Genomic DNA, 17,515 nt, shown 5'->3' on the forward strand with positions numbered 1-17,515 from the left:
ATGAAAAACTTACGATATTTTCTAATTCTAATTCTGGCGGTTGTTGCATTCTCCTGCGAAGAAGATTTTATGACTCCGCCAGTCAAATCACCTGTTGAAGGAACAGCTCCTGTTTGGGTCAACCAACCTTCGTCAGACCTTGACACCGTTCTTTTCAAACGGGACGAAAAAGAAACCTTATTCTCTTTAAGTTGGTCAGCTCCTGTTTATGCTGATAATATTGGCGTTCGTTACTTTCTACAACTAGACTCCAAAGGCAACAATTTTGCTGATCCAATCGAATTTGACCGGATTTCTGCTACAGAATTGGATGTTACCATTGGCGACCTAAACAATGCTTTGATGAAGCGGTATAATCCTGCTGAAAAAGTAGAAATTGAAATGCGGATCCGTGCTGCCTCAAACGAAGATTTGGCAAACCTGTACACCGAAGCATTTTCATTTAAAGTAACGCCGTATTTGGATGTTCCGGTACCTTCAGAATTATTCATGATGGGAACAGCCACCGAAGTTGGCTTTAGCAGTGCCGATGCCTTGGCAGCTCTGAAAGATGGCGATGTTTTCTACAAATACCTGAAACTGACAACTGATGGTGCCTTCCGTTTTACCGATAAGCAAACCGACGACGGTTTTGCCTACAACTACGGCAAGTTTGCCACCGTATCTTCAAACATTGCTGCTGCAGGTGATGAAGATGGCAACTTCAAATTTACCGGCGAAACAGGTTGGTACGAGGTCAAAGCTGACTTCACAAACAGTGAATTAACCATTGCTCCTTTCCAAGTGGGATCAACCACTTACACCTTCGATCCAACTGAAGTTTACCTGGTAGGAGACTACAATGGCAGCGTTCCAGCATGGAGCCCTGATAATTCTCCAGCGTTGACTAAAAAGTCAGAGGGAGTATACACCATCGAAACCGAGATTAAGGACGGTGCGATGTTGAAATTTGTTGGTCAACCAAGCTGGGGAGACCTCGACTGGGGTAACCTGGGGGCCGATGGAGCAACCGGAAACCTTGGACCAAAAGGAAAGAATGGCAACATCACATTTGATGGTGGAAGTAAAAGCTATATTGTTACTCTTAACCTGAATACCGGAAGTTATACCATCAAAGAAGCCAAGTCTTACCTGTACATTGTAGGTGCTGCTACATCGGTAGGCTGGAATATTGACGAAGCATTGGAGATGAACATCATTGCTCCTGGAATCTGGACAAAAACCTTGGAATTGAAAGCCAGAGAACCGTTCAAATTCTTCCCTGAAAAAGGAAGTTGGGCCAATGGTATGGGAGTCGACGCTTTCGATAATTTCATTGGCTGTTCGGACTCTGGTAGTGACGGAAATCTCCAAAATGATGGAGCAACAGACGGAACCTACCTGGTCATTGTAAATACCAACAGCAAAACCATAACGGTTACTGACGCCCCTAAAATTCTGGGAGGATCCATGATCGCCGGTTGGGAGCCTTCTTTAGCCATAAACATGCAGATGGTTGAAAATGGTGTTTTTGACACTTACCAATACATCACTGCTGATGGTGGAGGTTTCAAATTTGTCAACACGACGGATGGTTGGGCTGGCGATTTAGGTGCCAGTAAAGTAACAACAGGTATGCTGGAACAAGATGACGAGCAAAACCTGGAAGTTGCTGCTGACGGATTCTACCGCGTACGTGTAAATATGAATGATTTCACCTACCAAGTGGATGAAACCGCTTGGGGAATTGTTGGTTCTGCCAATCCTGGCGGATGGGACAACGATAGCAACATGAGCTTCACCGAAGCCAAAGGTGAATATATCTGGAGTACCGACATCACCCTGACTGATGGCCAAATCAAATTCCGTGCTAATGGCAGTTGGGATATCAATCTTGGCGATACCGATGCTAACGGCTCACTTGAGTATGGTGGTACTGACATCGGAGTTACAGCAGGCAACTACCATATTGAACTGATCTTAAATTCTGTAACAGGATTTACATATACCATTACAGCAAACTAATTGCTGCTTTTAGGGGGTACTCACTGGGTTTTGAGTACCCCTTATTTTTCATTCAATTTGAGCTCCATTAATCCATTTTAACACAACAAGCCATGCGAAACCGTTTCATTTTTCTGTCACTCTTTCTGCTAATTTACCAACTTGGACTCGCCCAAATAACCACAGCGCCTGAGTTTCCGGCTGCAACCAAACAAGTCGTTGTTACATTCGACTCATCACAAGATAGCAGGCTTGGTAAGTACACCGGCGATTTGTATGCCCATACCGGTGTTAAAATTGAAGGAAACAACGATTGGCAACATGTTATTGGATCGTGGGGTGATAATGCCACTCAACCCCAATTAACTCACTTAGGCGATGGAATCTACAAGCTTGAAATCACGCCAGACATTAATTCTTTTTACAGTGTTCCGGCCAATGAAAAAGTTTTACAACTGGCTTTCGTCTTCCGTTCAGCCGACGGATCAAAGCAAACCAACGATTTATTTGTCGATGTTTATGAAGAAGGCTTGATTGTTAACCTGACAAGCCCAGCGCAACAAACCATCTTTCCCAAAAACGAGGCTACAAGCATTTCTGCAACAGCCTCTGCCGAAGGTGAACTCAAACTTCTACTGAATGAAACCTTATTGGCTCAAACCACCGGAACATCACTCACAACCACCTATCAATTCACCGAAGAAGGTGATCAATGGCTCATTGCAAAACTCACGGCCAATGGAGAAACCGTCTATGATTCGGTTTCTGTTTACATTAAAAAAGACATTACCCAGGAAGTAAAACCAGCCAATTACCGGAAAGGAATTAACTATCCGGAAGATCAAACTACAGCCGGCCTGGTTTTATGGGCTCCTGAAAAAGAATTTATTTACGTACTAGGAGATTTTAACGATTGGCAAGTGAATGAAGCTTACCAAATGAAAAAAGATGGGAATTACTTTTGGCTGACGATCGAAAATCTGCAAGCCGGCCAGGATTACCTTTTTCAATACCTGGTTGACGGCGATGTGAAAATTGCCGATCCTTATGCCGAACAAGTTTCAGATCCCTGGAATGACCAATATATCGACAATAGCCTTTACCCAAATTTACCGAGCTATCCCGATGGAAAAACAGAAGGAATTGCATCCGTTCTTCGAACCGGGCAAACTGCTTACCCTTGGGAGGTAACCGATTTTCAAGCTCCGGAAACCGATGAACTGGTCATTTACGAACTCTTGGTTCGCGACTTTGACGAAGGACACAGTTTTCAAGCCGTCATTGACCGACTTGACTACCTGGAAGATCTAAATATCAATGTTCTCGAATTGATGCCTGTCAACGAATTTGAGGGCAATTCAAGCTGGGGCTACAACCCATCGTTTTACTTTGCTCCGGATAAATACTACGGCCCTAAAAACGATCTAAAAAAATTGGTTGATGAATGCCATAAGCGAGGCATTGCCGTTGTCATTGACATGGTTCTTAACCACAGTTATGGGCAAAGTCCCTTGGTTCAGCTCTATTGGGACACCGAACAGAACCGGCCTGCAGCCAACAACCCTTGGTACAACGAAACCAGCAACTTCCAAAACCCGTCAGCGCAATGGGGATACGATTTCAACCACGAAAGTGACTACACCCGCGAATTGGTGGACAGCATCAACAGCTTTTGGATGAGTGAATACCAAATTGACGGGTTCCGTTTCGACTTTACCAAAGGCTTCTCAAACACCAGCTATGGACCTTCAAGCTGGGGCAGCCCGTACGATGCCGACCGAATTGCCAACCTAAAACGAATGGCCGATGAAATTTGGAACCGCAACGAAGATGCCCTCATCATTTTTGAGCACCTCTCTGATAACTCAGAAGAAAAGGAACTGGCCGAACATGGCATCCTGCTTTGGGGAAATATCAACCACAATTATGGCGAAGCAGCCATGGGATATACGCAAAATACCAACTCTGATTTAAGCTGGGGGATTTACAGTGAACGGGATTGGAATGTACCCAACCTGGTTAGTTATATGGAAAGCCACGATGAAGAACGCTTAGCTTTTAAGCTCATTCAATATGGCAACTATTCCGGTACTTACAACACCAAAAACCTCCCCATTGCCACCGACCGTTTGGAACTGAACAATGTCTTTTTCATTCCACTTCCAGGCCCTAAAATGATTTGGCAATTTGGTGAACTGGCCTACGACTACTCCATCGACGACGGCGGACGCTTAAGTGAAAAGCCTATTCGGTGGGATTACGCTGAAGTGAAAGACCGAACCGACCTGTTCCGGGTAGTTTCTAAACTCAACTACCTCAAACAAAACTATGAGGAATTTCAGACTCCAGAGATTGTCCATTCCCTGGAAGGAACCACCAAGTGGTACCAACTCAAACAAGGCGCAAATTACGTGATTGCTGTAGGGAATTTTGGAGTTACGGAAGAACAAATCTCTGTTAGCTTTCCTACTAAAGGAACCTGGTACAACTACTTTGATGAAACAACCTACGAGGTGAGTTCGACAACCATGGATATTACCTTGGCTCCCGGAGAGTATCGTCTGCTTTCGACCCGGCAGTTTGACCAACCCGATATTGTTACGGAAAATCCGGAGCTTCAGCAAGACGACAAAATACAGGTTTACCCCAACCCAACTTCGGACGAAGTCACCATTCAGACGCCCGATGGATTCATTGAAGCTAATTTATATTCAATCCAAGGAAGCTTACTTTATCGCCTGTCTCCGCAAGGAAAATACACCAAGTTTTCGTTAACCAACTTGACTTCGGGAACTTATATTTTGAAACTAAAAACACAAACTACCAGTAAAACAGTTAAAATTGTGAAGCATTAGAATCGAAAAAGGCGACATGTTCCAGATCATTTGAAAGAGATTTCGAATTGAGTATTTTTAATATCGTTACTTGATTGCTTAACGCGTGGATAGTCATGAAAAAAATACTGATACTGGTTTCACTGCTGGTCGCATTTTTTAATCAGTCACATAGTACGGAGGCAACGCGACAGCCTTTTATTGAACTGTTAATCAATGGAAAAGTCGTTCAGAATGGCTCCGAAATTGAGGTCAATAAAGGTGACCGATTCAAACTGATTGCTCAAATTAAAGGAGGAAGAGCTGACTTCGTCCGATTTCCTGATACCTACGCTGATTTTGATTCCGAGACTCAAATCATTTCAAGAGGTTACAACAAGCTAGTTTACACCAAAAATGGCGTTGAACACCGTTGGGAGGTGATCAGTGAAGATGTTCAGTTTGAGTCAGACAATAAGATCAAATTAGACATCAACAGCAATTTGGTAAACAAGCATTTGGCCGAGGTTTTTATCCCCGCCAGTAAGGTTGAAAAGTCCTACATCAAAGTTAAAATAAAAACGATTTGGGGGCATCAAACTGGAGCAACCACCACCGCGGAAGAGCAAGTTGCTGAAGCCGTTATTCACTTGGATATTTTAGGAAATACCAATGAGTGGTTTGCCCGGCATAATGTCAAAGCATCGGGCACAAAGGATCCGGTAATTGAAGAAAAACTGGATGCCATTCAAGATGCCTACCTGTCCATTGAATCCCGTTTTACCGCTTTTGATTTTGCATCGGTGCAAGGAGAAATCAAGAACCTACAAAACCATATGGGTGAGCTGGAAACCCGTTTAAAAACCATTGTTGCTGAAGATCCGACCAAACATTCTGACATCACTTTTATTGGTTTACCAAGTGATAAAACAGTAGGCGAAATTGACGATTTCAAAGCACTGGCTGAAGATTGGAATGAATTGGAAGCCTTGTTGATCCAACAACAAGCTAAATTTGATCAACTCAAACAAGCCAATAGTTCCATCAAAAAACAAGAACTAATGGGTCTGATTAAGCCGTTTATTAAATGGCAAAAACACCTTCCAACAGCAGCTGAGCCCCTACTTCAAACTTACGCCCAAGATCTTGATTGGAAAAAAGTTAACCTACTTGCCTACTTTTCATTCAATCCCGAAGAAGATCGAATCAATGATATTGATCAAGCCCAAACTGATTTTCAGAATTTTCTGGATGAACGGCAATCGGCAATCAATGAAGAGAAGCAAACAATCAACTATGCCCTAACCCGGCTTCAGGCTGTCCGTATTTTCGACGGTATGCTAAAAGGCTACTTCTCATCAATCAACTTTGCGAAATGGGACAACACACACAAATAAATTAACTTTCAGTCAATAACAGTTAATCAGACAATAATTGTTTAATGCTTTAAAAAAAACATTAAACATTTCAAAACAAAAGTTGTTCTAATGTTGAAGCAATTAATATCATTTTATTGCCTGAGAGCCATGACAACAATAAAAAAACACGCAGGAATATACACCTTGCAGACAAAACTGCAACTCCCGATTAGCTTAAATGCCGCTTGGGAGTTTTTTTCCAATCCGGGTAATCTCGAAAAAATTACCCCAAAAGGCATGCAATTCAAGATTAGTTCTGGAAGCTACAAACCCATGTATGCCGGACAAATAATTACCTACCGTATTTCTCCTTTCCCAGGTTTCAAAACCAATTGGGTCACCGAAATTACGCAGGTTGAAACCGGTCATTTTTTTGTTGATGAACAGCGCTTTGGACCATACGCCATGTGGCATCACGAACATCTTTTTAAAGCAATTGAAGGAGGAGTGTTGATGACGGATAAAGTGAGCTATAAACTACCTTTTGGGTTGATCGGCCATTTAGCCCATCATTTTTTTGTCCGCCAACAACTTCTAACCATTTTCAACTACAGAAAAACCTGTTTAATTGAGCAATTCAAAAAGTAAAATTACTCATCGTCTGGGCTCGCACCAATTTAGCACAAAGTGCTATTTTTACTTCCATGAACTCCAAAAAACAAGTAATAGGTATTGATGGCTGCCGGGCAGGTTGGTGCCTCATTGGCCTTGAAAACAACGACTACTTTTTCGAATTACACGCCCAACTTCATTCCATCTTTACCCAGCATCCTCAGGCCATCCTTTTCCTGATTGACATGCCCATGGGATTAGCCTCCAAAGGAGAGCTAAGGGTGTTGGAAAAGCTAGCTCGGCAAGAACTTTCTCCGGGATTTGGATCAAGCGTTTTTACCCCACCCTGCTCCGAAGTTTTGAAGGCAAAAAGCTACGAAGAGTCCAAGATGATCAACCTAAAATTTACGGGAAAAAGTCTGTCCATTCAATCCTGGAACCTGGTAGCAAAAATGCGGGAGCTTGATCATTTCATCCGCCAGCATTCTTCCTTACATCACCGAATTTTTGAATCACATCCTGAAATCAACTTTAAAAATCTCAATAAAGGCAAGGCTCTCCAACACCGCAAAAATGCCCCCAACAAACAAGGCATTGAAGAACGCCTGCATATTTTATCATCCTACGATGCTAGCCTGCCTGATTATTTTCTCAAGTTCCGCAAAGTTCATCCAAAAACGAAGGTGAAAGATGATGATTTGCTGGATGCTTTCTGCCTTTGTCTAACCGCTCATTTAGGCGCCAATCATCAGCTAAAAATAATCCAATCACCAGTTCTCAATCAGCCTCGTTTTTTCCCAAATCGATTGGCAACCTACGCTCCTGTTAATTATAATGATTAAACAAACTTCCTATTTTTTCTTATTTTAAACGGAAAAATGGCATACGACAAGTTACTCGCTGATCGGATCAGACAAAGTTTGAAAGATCGAAAAACCGCGTTCAATGAGAAGGAAATGTTTGGAGGCATTTGTTTTATGGTAGATGATAAAATGTGCATCGGAATCATTAAGCAGGAGTTGATGGCACGAATTGATCCGCAGCAAGAAGCAGACTTTTTGCAAGAAACCGGCGCACAAAAAATGGATTTTACCAAACGCCCAATGAAAGGTTATTTGTCTGTCACCGCTGAAGGAATAGATATGGATGAAGACCTGGAAAAATGGATTGATCGTTGTCTGGCCTTTAATCCTAAGGCAAAATCGAGTAAAAAACGCAAGTAAAACTTATACAGTACCATGTCTGAATTTACCAATAAGAAAGATGAGCGGGTGAAGCAATTACTTCAATTTGCTCAGAAAATGATGACAAGCGAGGATAAAGCCCGTCTTGTACAAGCCAATGAAAACTTGATTCGTCAAATCTTTCCTTCGGAGGTAATTGCGCTTTTTGATTGCCTGGTTTTGGAACACCCCAAACAAAACTACAGCCAGCTGAAGAAAGCCACAAACAAAATGCTTCATCTGTTCCATAAGCCCTTGTTGGCATATCCGGCAATTCAGCCCCCTAAAAACAGTTTTTTGTACTGGCTAGCCCAGAGCAACCAAGCGATGGAAAACCGGCTTAAAACGATGAAAATAGCGATTAAAAGCTTAAATAAAACACCAACCGACCAAGAAGTCCGGAAGCAGCTATTGGAGCAATTGAAACAACTCCAACAGTTTGACAAGCACTACCAAATCAAAGAAAATGTGCTTTTTCCGTCACTGGAAAAGCATTGGCCTGATTTCCATTGCGTGCAACTCATGTGGTCTTATCACGACGATATTCGCCAACAAATGAAAGATTTGAAACAGGTGTTGAGCGCCTCTGAGTTAAACCTTCAACAAATGAATAAATTGGTTGGAGATCTGTTTTTTAATCTTCTGGCTATTCGTTTTCGCGAAGAACACATTCTATTCCCGCAGATTCTGGAAACAATTCCAGAGAAAACGATTCAAAGTTTGTTAGAAGATAGTCGTGAAATTGGTTTTCCGTTTGTTGTTCCAGCCTATGATTCAACAGATTCTGATGTTGTCTTTTCCAACGATCTTCATGTCAACTTGGGAACCGGACAAGTGAGTGCAAAGCAAATCCAATTGATTTTTAATCATCTTCCTGTCGATATTACCTTTGTGGATGAGCACGATACTGTTCGCTTCTTCTCAACGCCCAAAAAGCGCATATTTCCAAGAACTAAAGCCATTATCGGGCGAAAAGTACACCACTGTCATCCGCCGGAAAGTGTCCATGTGGTGGAAGAAATTGTTTCGGAATTCAAGGCAGGCAAACAAGATCAGGCCAGCTTTTGGATCAATTTTAAAGATGAAAAAATCCTGATTCAGTACTTTGCTTTACGCGATGAACTTGGCGAATACAAAGGAGTTATTGAAGTTACCCAGGAAATTGGAGCCATTCGCGAACTCAAAGGAGAGAAACGCTTGCTGGATTGGTCAGCTGAATAAGCAAATCTCAAAAATGGCGAGCTATCTTTCAAGTGAAGATGAACAAGCAAATCACGCTATTTCACAACCACCGTTTTGATGTTTACAAACTCGCGCAGACCATAAAGCGATAGCTCTCTTCCAAAACCACTTTCTTTGATTCCACCAAAGGGCAGGCGCGGATCAGATTTCACAAAATCGTTGATGAAAACACAGCCAGCATCCAGTCCTTTTTCTGCCAAACGTTTTCCACGATCCAAATCAGCAGTGAAAATACCAGCGCCCAAACCAAAAACAGTATCATTGGCAATTTGAACAGCTTCCTCTTCCGTTTTCACTTTAAGCAACGAAGCTACCGGGCCAAACAATTCCTCTTCATAAGCAGGCATTCCAGGCATAATTTGATCCATCACTGTTGGTGGGTAAAAGGCCGCTTGGTGTTCTGGAATAAATCCACCACACAACACCTTAGCTCCTTTGGCCAAAGAGGCACTCACCTGCCCATGCAGTTCGTCACGTAAATCATGGCGAGCTAAGGGGCCAATAGTTATAGCAGTCTCCATGGGATCGCCATAAATCGCTTTTTTCATCTCTTCAACAAAAGCTTCTCTAAACTGCTTGTAAACTGATTCAAAAACAATAAAGCGTTTGGCTCCAATACAGCTTTGACCGGCATTCAGCAAGCGACTGGATGCACAAAGCCTGGCTGCTTCTTCCAAATTGGCATCTTCTAAAATCAGGTAGGGATCACTTCCTCCCAGCTCCAAAACAGACTTTTTCAAAACCGATCCGGCCACCGATGCAACTGCCTTACCAGCAGGTGTGCTTCCGGTTAAGGTGACACCTTTTACCTTTGAATTTTCGATGACCTGCTTAACCGCAGCACCTCCAATAATTAAGCTTCGAAAAACATCTTTCGGAAATCCCGCATCTTTCATCAGCTTTTCAATGGCCAACGAACAACCTTGTACATTACGGGCATGCTTTAAAACGACCGTATTACCAGCCATTAAAGCAGGAGCTAAAAACCGAAACACCTGCCAAAAAGGAAAATTCCACGGCATAACAGCCAAAATGGTTCCCAAGGGCTGAAAGCTCACAAACGACTCCGAAGCATCAGCCTGAATAAGCTCCCGATCCAAAAACTGCTGTCCATTTTCAGCGTAGTACCGACAAACCCAAGCACATTTTTTAATCTCGCTTATAGCCTCGTGTTTTACTTTGCCCATTTCAGCAACAATTAATTCAGCCAGGTAATCCTCTTGCTTTAACAGTTGCTCTTCAAGTTTCAATACCAATGCTTTTCGCTCTTCTAACGTGGTATGTTTCCATTCTCCAAACGCATGATCCACTTCTTTGATGATATGCTTTGTTTCGGCTTCGGAATAAGCCTGGTAGCTTGCAACTACTTTATTGGTATAAGGATTTATTGATCTCATTGTTTCCCTTTTTAATCTCAGTTCAAACTTTTCTTTTTCACATCAAATCCTTTTGCTGTAGCTCTCTACAGACTCGGAATTTGTCATCGCTCATCATTCAGTAATACTCTCTTAAAATTACGCATAAAAAAGAGGCTTACAAAAGAGTTTACTGAATATCCTGATCCTGAAAAGGAACTAAAAAAAGGGAAGCCTCTTTCGAAAACCTCCCTTCTCTGTGAAAAAACCAACTCATTGAGAAATTAGCCTCTGGTAGCACTTACAGGAATATCAGTTAATTCTGTAATGCTTACCGGACGCTGTTCTTCTATGCTTTTGCGTGCAGCAATTCCAATTAAAACAGACATGGCTCCATCGCGTGATCCTGCTGAGTGTTTATATGGATCAAGCATGTTCGGGTCTTTGAATATCCGATCTTGCAATCGAACATCCCCTCCTCCATGTCCTCCTCGAATACGGGGAACTTTAACCAACTGATAGTCTTCCCAATTTTTCTGGACCATAATCTCATCGTAAGCTGAATCATTTTCCTTGGCACTTTGATTCATCTCCTGGGCATGCAACTGCGCTTGACTGACCCGTTCCTCAGCTCTCCATGGAATTCCTTCCCAAGAGTCAATGCGGCCATCCATGCCGTTAAAAGCGATGCGCCAACCTTCATAGGGCGAATAAGTGGTTAAAGAATAGCTCACCTGAACATTATTCGCATACTTAATTTGCACCGCCATTTTATCGTAAATATCAATTTCATCGCGCCACAAGCAGTTATCACGAATGTAACCATCATACTTCTCGTTATTTACATACAAATCAACCAAACGCTTATTTTTCATGATATCCCAATAAAAACGGCATTTATCGGTGTAAGCACACGAACGGCAATTAGCCCCACGAAATGAATTATTACTTCCATAATGTTCCAATTCCCCGTAAGCCGTCACTTCCATTGGATCTGAGTCGATAAACCAATTGAGCAAATCAAAATGATGGGTTGCCTTGTGAAGTAAGAGGGTACCTCCTTTATCGCGTTCGCCATGCCAACGCCTGAAATAGGAAGCTCCATGATAGGTGTTCAGATACCAATGAAAATCCACCGAAGTAATTTTTCCCACCTTCTTTTTGACAAGCAATTCTTTCAGTTTTGAAAATTGATGCCCATAGCGGTAGTTAAACCCAACGATAACTTTTCGCCCGGTTTTGCGCTCGGCATCTAAAATCGACTGACATTTAACCTCATCAGTCGTCATTGGCTTTTCGGTGATCACATCACAGCCCATTTCCATCGCTTTGATGATAAACTCATGGTGCGTAGAATCCATAGTGGTAACAATGATAATATCTGGCTTGGTTTGCCTGACCATTTCTTCAAAGTCAGTAAATACCGGACACTTTACACCGATGTAATCCAATGCAAACTGAAGACGGCCTGGATTGATATCACACAAGCCAACAAACTCGGTTTCATTCGCATAGTTTTTTACGATGGTCTTCCCCCAGAAACTGGTTCCACGGATACCAGTTCCAACCAATGCTAATTTTGTTTTTGACTTGGCTTGGGCAGCTACTGAACCTGCCGGATTGGCCAATAGGGCTCCTGCTGTTAATGTCCCTGCTGTCCCTAAAAAATGACGCCGATTTAAACGCTTCGATTCTTCCATAGTTTCAAGTTTTATTCGTTAGCTATTCTTTTGAGCAAAAAAATAGTTGTGTTTTCAGATGAGGAATATATCGGCTTCTTTGTATTTTTGAAAAAGAACGACTGCTTTTGCCGTAAACTCAACGTTAAAAATTCGTTTTACAAAACTGACTACCAACAATTTGAAAAGAGACCTTAAACATATCAATCGTTACTTGGATCAAGTGCTATCTAGCACCACCTTTGCCAAATCTCCTGTCAACCGGGAACTTTTGAAGTACCTTGTAGCCTGCTCATTAAAAGGCGAGAACCCTAAAGAATTTCAAATTGCAGCTGATGTTTTTGGCAAATCCTACGAACGGGATAAAGAAGTAAATGTCCGGGTTTATATTCATAACCTGCGCAAAAAGCTAAAAGCCTATTATGAACACGAAGGGAAGGATGACGAGCTGGTTTTTGTTCTTCCCAAAGGACATTATACGGTTGATTTTCAGTTTTCGACGATTAAGTCCTTTCGAAGACAAGTTCACCGACATGCTCCACTTTTACTAGGACTTAGTTTATTGCTTTTGTTGGCGAGTCTTTTGCTGGTGTTTATCTTTCCCAAAAAACGTGTTGACATTCCTTTTTGGAACCAATTTTTGTCCAATGGCTATTCGACCACACTCTTGTTGGGTGATCATTATTTCTACCGTGGTCCAATCCCTTCAGGCCAAAAAGGAAGTATTCGCGATAGCAAAATAAATTCGGATCTTGAGTTTGATAGCTACCTGAAAGCCCATCCGGAGCTAATTGGGCAAATGGAAAAGACCAACTTAACTTATATCAATAACCAAGCTCCACTCGGCTTGTTTTACCTGATGCAAGTATTTGGAGGAGGACTCTATGAATTGGAGATGGACTACTCCTCCCGCTCAAAAATTGATGATTTTCGGAATCGGAATTTGATTTTTGTAGGCTCCTTTAAAACATTGCATGAGTTTAAAAGCACCACCCAAAAGCTGGGCTTAAAATATGACGTTGAGTCAAGCCTTTTAAGTTATGATTTGGCCGATACAACTTTACAGTTTGACAACCGCTCAACTCCCTATTTAAACTATGAATATGCAGCTGTAGCACATTTTATGCTCCCCGATGAACGACGAGTCTTATTCTTTCTTTGTGACAATGATATTGGTAATATGGCGACACTTAAATACTTTACCGATAAACAGCTAATGAATCCAATTATGCAAGAACTAAAAGCACTCGAAAGTTTCAATTTCAAAGCGATATTTGAGGTAAAAGGAGAAGAACGAACCGACTTTGATATTAAGCTGGAGCGTTTGGATGCACTTCCTAAAAACCTAGGTGAAATATGGCCATAAAAAAAGCCTGAACAGGTATTCAGGCTTCTCGTCAATCTTTTATTGGTATCGACTTACAATCCAATTAGTCTACTTCTACCACTGCATGGGAACTTCAAGCAACATCAGTTTACTTTTAGCCGTTGCTTCCAGTTCAAGCTGCTCTCCTACTTCCGTTAATCCGGCAGCATCTCGTTTTGAGAGAACGTACTCATCCAATTCCACTTCCCCTTCAACGACCATAATAAACAAGCCATTTTGCGAATTTTTTGGGGCATATCTGACGGTTTGACCTTCGTCAAATTCTCCCAGGTACAACCAGGCATCCTGATGAATCCACATGGATTGCTTTTCACCATCAGGAGAGATGATCATCTTCCAGTTGTTTTCCAGCGCTTCATCGCCAAAATATGCTTGATCGTAACGCGGTGTTACATTCTGCTTATTGGGGAACAACCAAATCTGGAAAAGATTCACCACTTCGTCCTTCGATGGATTGAATTCGGAATGCGTAATTCCACTCCCAGCAGACATCACCTGTACTTCGCCTCGACGGATAATAGAGCCGTTGCCCATGCTGTCTTTGTGTTCCAATTGCCCATCGTGCACAATGGTAATAATCTCCATGTTATCATGCGGATGCGTTCCAAATCCCATTTTGGGTTCCACCCAATCATCATTCAAAACGCGCAAGGCTCCAAAATTCAATCTTGACGGACAATAATAGTTTGCGAAACTAAATGTGTGCCGACTTTTTAACCAACCATGATCAGCAGCTCCTCGGCTTTCCGACCTGTAAAGAACAACATTCATTGTTCCCTCCTTTCTTTTGTTATTTTTTTGCTACAATCTTGTAAGTCAATGTGAAATCGTCGTGAATCATTTTGTCACCTAAATTATCAAAAAATGAGGACGAACCATACTTCACATTATAATCTGAGCGATCAATAGTCATCTTTCCAGCTACTGTTAAGCCGTCATTTCCTCCCTCAGAAGTTCCTTCAAATGTAATTGCTTTGGTAATTCCCTTAATGGTTAAATCGCCTGTAAATGTGTAGTTTGTACCCGACATTTTTACATCAGTTAAAACCAAACTTGCAGTAGGATAAGTTTCAACACCAAAGAAATCATCTGATTTTAAGTGGCCTACCAGCTTCTGATTGTATTCTTCATTGGTAATGTCCTCGTTTGTGATTGACTGCATGTCGATACTGATTGTACCACCTTTAATTTTCCCATCGACCACTGCGAGCGAACCATCTTTCACCTCGATTGCACCATTGTGCTCACCAGTTACTTTTTTACCATGCCATCCAACATGACTTGCTTTTGTATCAATTTCATAATTGCCAGCGAATACCGCTGTTCCGAATAGTAAAGCAACACCTAAAGTTGCCCATTTTTTCATTTTCATTGTTTTCATAACCATCTGTTTTAATTGTTATTAAATTTCAGTTACAAAAATACAATGGAGCACAAAGTCCATAAATGGACAAAAATCGGATTTAATGGTACTTTTTTCGAGTGGCATCACGAAATGCCTTCAGGGTGAGGCCTGTATACTTTTTAAAGAAACGGCTAAAATAGGACGGATCTTCAAAGCCAAGTGAATAGGCAATCTCCTTGCCACTCAAATCAGTAGCATACAATTTTTGTTTGGCTTCATCAATCACCCGGTTCCGAATCATTTCGCCAGCCGTAATTCCGGCTGTCTTCTTGGAGACTTCATTCAAACAAGCAGGGCTCATATTCAACTGATCTGCATAAACAGACACGCTTTTTTCTTTGATGTAGTTTTCCTCAATCAGCTCTTTGAAACGAATAATTGAGAAATTATCAGACTCATTTTCTTGTGCTTGCAAAGGTTGGTATTGCGTTTCAAACAGACGAATGGCTTTCAGCAAAAACAAATGCAGCAAGTTCAATACGACATCTGTTGTGTAAGTGTCCGGGCGCTCAACTTCTCGAATCATCAACTCAATCACTTGGTTTAGTTCGTCTTTATCTGCCCCCTCCACCTTCACCATACTTTTAAACTCGGGATTGTTAAAGAGTTCATACTCTTTCAGAGGGGTGTAGTTTTTCTGGTTGTAGCGAACAAATTCTTCGTTAAAAAGAATAGAAAAGCCACCAGCCGTCGGATCTAAAATCATCCGGTGTTTTAGGCCTGGTGGCACAAAAAGAATCGTATCCTTTTCGATGACGTATTCAACAAAGTCAGTGGCATGCACCGCTTGGCCATGTTGAAGCCAAAAAATAGAATAAAATTGATGCAAGTGAGGGATTTCATTCTCACGACGATCCTGATCTTTAAAATCACAGATCTTCATGATCGTAAAAATCCGCTCTTCCTGCTCTCCAAAAAGGTTTATACGATCCATACGTTCATTTTATTCGACCACGCGAATTTCGCTGCTCATTTTTACCACATCGCGATAAACCGCACTAACTCCACAGTATTTTTCTTCTGAAAGGTGAACGGCTTTTTCCAATTTTGCCATGGGTAAATCTTTCCCTTTAAACTCGTAAATAACTTTCATGGTATAATATTTTTTGGGATGCTCATCAGTTACATCTCCTTCAACAATCACCCGAAAGCTATCCGGTATAACTTTCATTTTCTTCAGAATAGAAACCACATCAATTCCTGTACAACCTGCTAATGAAGCCAACATTAGCTTTTTAGGACGTACTCCTAAATCATCGCCACCGCTTTCAACAGCAGCATCCATGATCAATTGATGCCCATCCATATTCGTTTCGAAAGCCATATTTTCTTTCCAATTCACGTCAACAATGTGTTTCATAACAATTTATCTTTTAACAATTAACTACCTTAATTTTACTTATTTTACCGTGAAATAAAAAGTATGAAGATATCTAAATAAATAGTTTTACAAAAATAAATGTTCATTGTATATTTAAGTTCAATTTACAGTTTTATTAATTCAATCTTAATAAATAAAGGTTCATGAGAAGTTCAATCAATAGACCCACAGAAGAAGAATGCGAACTTTCAGGCTTTCAATTATTTAAAAAACTAACAGAACAGGAATTTGCTCAACTGAATTACGATAAGACCTGCTCTTTATACAAAAAAGGAAGCATTATTTATCGGGAAGGCAGCCGCCTTACTGGTTTCTATTGTGTTACCAGAGGAATTGTCAAGATTTTCAAAACCGGTATTGATGGAAAGGAACAAATCATTCGTTTTGCGAAGCGTGGTGAAATTATTGCCTATCGATCTTTGCTAAGTGAAGAGTCGGCTTGTACGACAGCCAAAGTTATTGAAGAAGCTGTTTTATGCCATATTCCCTATCAAACACTTCAGTTTTTGATTCAGGCCAATTGGCAATTTTCGCATCATATGCTTCAAATTGTTTGCAAAGAATTGCGTGAAGCCAATGATTTCATTACGGATATTGCCCAAAAAACGGTGCGGGAACGGTTGGCCGAGGTCCTGTTATTACTGAAGGATAGCTTTAATTTGGACAATACCAATACCTTACAAATCTCACTAACTCGCGAAGAGTTGGCTAATATTGTAGGTACAGCAACAGAAAGCGTCATCCGTTTACTATCCGAATTTAAACAGGATAAGTTGATTGAATTACAAGGACGTAAAATAAAGCTTTTGGATTTGAAAGCCCTCTCACGAGTGGCTAACTTATAAAATTCAAAAGGCTATAAAGCATTCTTTTTAAAGGTCAAAACACGACCAATTTTGGTCTGTTAATAAACGCTCTGTTTAGTTGGAGCTACAAAATATATAAGGGTGGTTTTCTGTAAAAAGGGAACCACTTTTTCATTTAATATGATGTAGAAGAGAATGGGCTTTTATTAGGTTTTAAGAGACTTCCTGCCACTTCTAAATGAACCTCAATTAATAAATACAAGTTGTAAAA

15 protein-coding genes are annotated in these 17,515 nt (G+C 41.2%); 9 read left to right on the forward strand and 6 right to left on the reverse strand.

Annotated features, from left to right (window positions below; genetic code table 11):
* The 7 genes from BM156_RS01630 (at position 1) to BM156_RS01660 (ending at position 9,210) form a co-directional block, all read left to right on the forward strand.
* Positions 1 to 2,004 (forward strand): SusE domain-containing protein, encoded by a 2,004-nt coding sequence (locus BM156_RS01630; protein ID WP_093918076.1) that lies wholly within the window; start codon positions 1 to 3, stop codon positions 2,002 to 2,004.
* Positions 2,005 to 2,096: 92 nt separating this feature from the next.
* Positions 2,097 to 4,838 (forward strand): alpha-amylase family glycosyl hydrolase, encoded by a 2,742-nt coding sequence (locus tag BM156_RS01635; protein ID WP_093918077.1) that lies wholly within the window; start codon positions 2,097 to 2,099, stop codon positions 4,836 to 4,838.
* A gap of 95 nt (positions 4,839 to 4,933) precedes the next feature.
* Positions 4,934 to 6,193 (forward strand): hypothetical protein, encoded by a 1,260-nt coding sequence (locus BM156_RS01640; RefSeq protein ID WP_093918078.1) that lies wholly within the window; start codon positions 4,934 to 4,936, stop codon positions 6,191 to 6,193.
* 129 nt (positions 6,194 to 6,322) lie between these two features.
* Positions 6,323 to 6,802, forward strand: a complete 480-nt coding sequence (locus tag BM156_RS01645; RefSeq protein WP_093918660.1) for an SRPBCC family protein — start codon at positions 6,323 to 6,325, stop codon at positions 6,800 to 6,802.
* A gap of 56 nt (positions 6,803 to 6,858) precedes the next feature.
* Positions 6,859 to 7,608, forward strand: coding sequence for a DUF429 domain-containing protein (locus BM156_RS01650; protein WP_093918079.1), 750 nt, complete (start codon positions 6,859 to 6,861; stop codon positions 7,606 to 7,608).
* A 36-nt stretch (positions 7,609 to 7,644) separates the two neighbouring features.
* Positions 7,645 to 7,989, forward strand: coding sequence for a TfoX/Sxy family protein (locus tag BM156_RS01655; RefSeq protein WP_093918080.1), 345 nt, complete (start codon positions 7,645 to 7,647; stop codon positions 7,987 to 7,989).
* Positions 7,990 to 8,004: 15 nt separating this feature from the next.
* Positions 8,005 to 9,210, forward strand: a complete 1,206-nt coding sequence (locus BM156_RS01660; RefSeq protein ID WP_093918081.1) for a PAS domain-containing protein — start codon at positions 8,005 to 8,007, stop codon at positions 9,208 to 9,210.
* Between the two features lie 56 nt (positions 9,211 to 9,266).
* On the opposite strand, the gene BM156_RS01665 is transcribed toward BM156_RS01660, so the two are convergent.
* Together BM156_RS01665 and BM156_RS01670 are read right to left on the reverse strand one after the other, a co-directional pair.
* Positions 9,267 to 10,628, reverse strand: coding sequence for an NAD-dependent succinate-semialdehyde dehydrogenase (locus BM156_RS01665; RefSeq protein WP_093918082.1), 1,362 nt, complete (start codon positions 10,626 to 10,628; stop codon positions 9,267 to 9,269).
* A gap of 242 nt (positions 10,629 to 10,870) precedes the next feature.
* Entirely contained in the window at positions 10,871 to 12,286 is a 1,416-nt protein-coding gene (locus tag BM156_RS01670) for a Gfo/Idh/MocA family oxidoreductase (RefSeq protein ID WP_093918083.1), read from the reverse strand.
* 160 nt (positions 12,287 to 12,446) lie between these two features.
* Here BM156_RS01670 and BM156_RS01675 point away from each other — a divergent pair, with 160 nt between their 5' ends.
* Positions 12,447 to 13,631, forward strand: a complete 1,185-nt coding sequence (locus BM156_RS01675) for a helix-turn-helix domain-containing protein (RefSeq protein ID WP_093918084.1) — start codon at positions 12,447 to 12,449, stop codon at positions 13,629 to 13,631.
* A gap of 75 nt (positions 13,632 to 13,706) precedes the next feature.
* Here the strand turns inward: BM156_RS01675 and BM156_RS01680 are convergent, their stop codons facing one another.
* The 4 genes from BM156_RS01680 to BM156_RS01695 all read right to left on the reverse strand — a co-directional run bounded on the left by BM156_RS01680 (position 13,707) and on the right by BM156_RS01695 (position 16,417).
* Positions 13,707 to 14,423 (reverse strand): pirin family protein, encoded by a 717-nt coding sequence (locus BM156_RS01680; protein WP_093918085.1) that lies wholly within the window; start codon positions 14,421 to 14,423, stop codon positions 13,707 to 13,709.
* 19 nt (positions 14,424 to 14,442) lie between these two features.
* Entirely contained in the window at positions 14,443 to 15,033 is a 591-nt protein-coding gene (locus BM156_RS01685; protein ID WP_093918086.1) for a YceI family protein, read from the reverse strand.
* An 82-nt stretch (positions 15,034 to 15,115) separates the two neighbouring features.
* A complete protein-coding gene (locus BM156_RS01690) occupies positions 15,116 to 15,991 on the reverse strand; it encodes a helix-turn-helix domain-containing protein (protein WP_093918087.1) in 876 nt (291 codons plus the stop codon).
* Positions 15,992 to 16,000: 9 nt separating this feature from the next.
* Positions 16,001 to 16,417: an OsmC family protein gene (locus tag BM156_RS01695; RefSeq protein WP_093918088.1), complete on the reverse strand. Its 417-nt coding sequence runs from the start codon at positions 16,415 to 16,417 to the stop codon at positions 16,001 to 16,003.
* Positions 16,418 to 16,581: 164 nt separating this feature from the next.
* Here BM156_RS01695 and BM156_RS01700 point away from each other — a divergent pair, with 164 nt between their 5' ends.
* Positions 16,582 to 17,283 (forward strand): Crp/Fnr family transcriptional regulator, encoded by a 702-nt coding sequence (locus tag BM156_RS01700; protein ID WP_093918089.1) that lies wholly within the window; start codon positions 16,582 to 16,584, stop codon positions 17,281 to 17,283.
* The last annotated feature ends 232 nt before the right edge of the window (positions 17,284 to 17,515 follow it).

Origin of the sequence: Sunxiuqinia elliptica, assembly GCF_900113005.1 — a bacterium.
GTDB classification, from domain to species: Bacteria; Bacteroidota; Bacteroidia; order Bacteroidales; family Prolixibacteraceae; genus Sunxiuqinia; species Sunxiuqinia elliptica.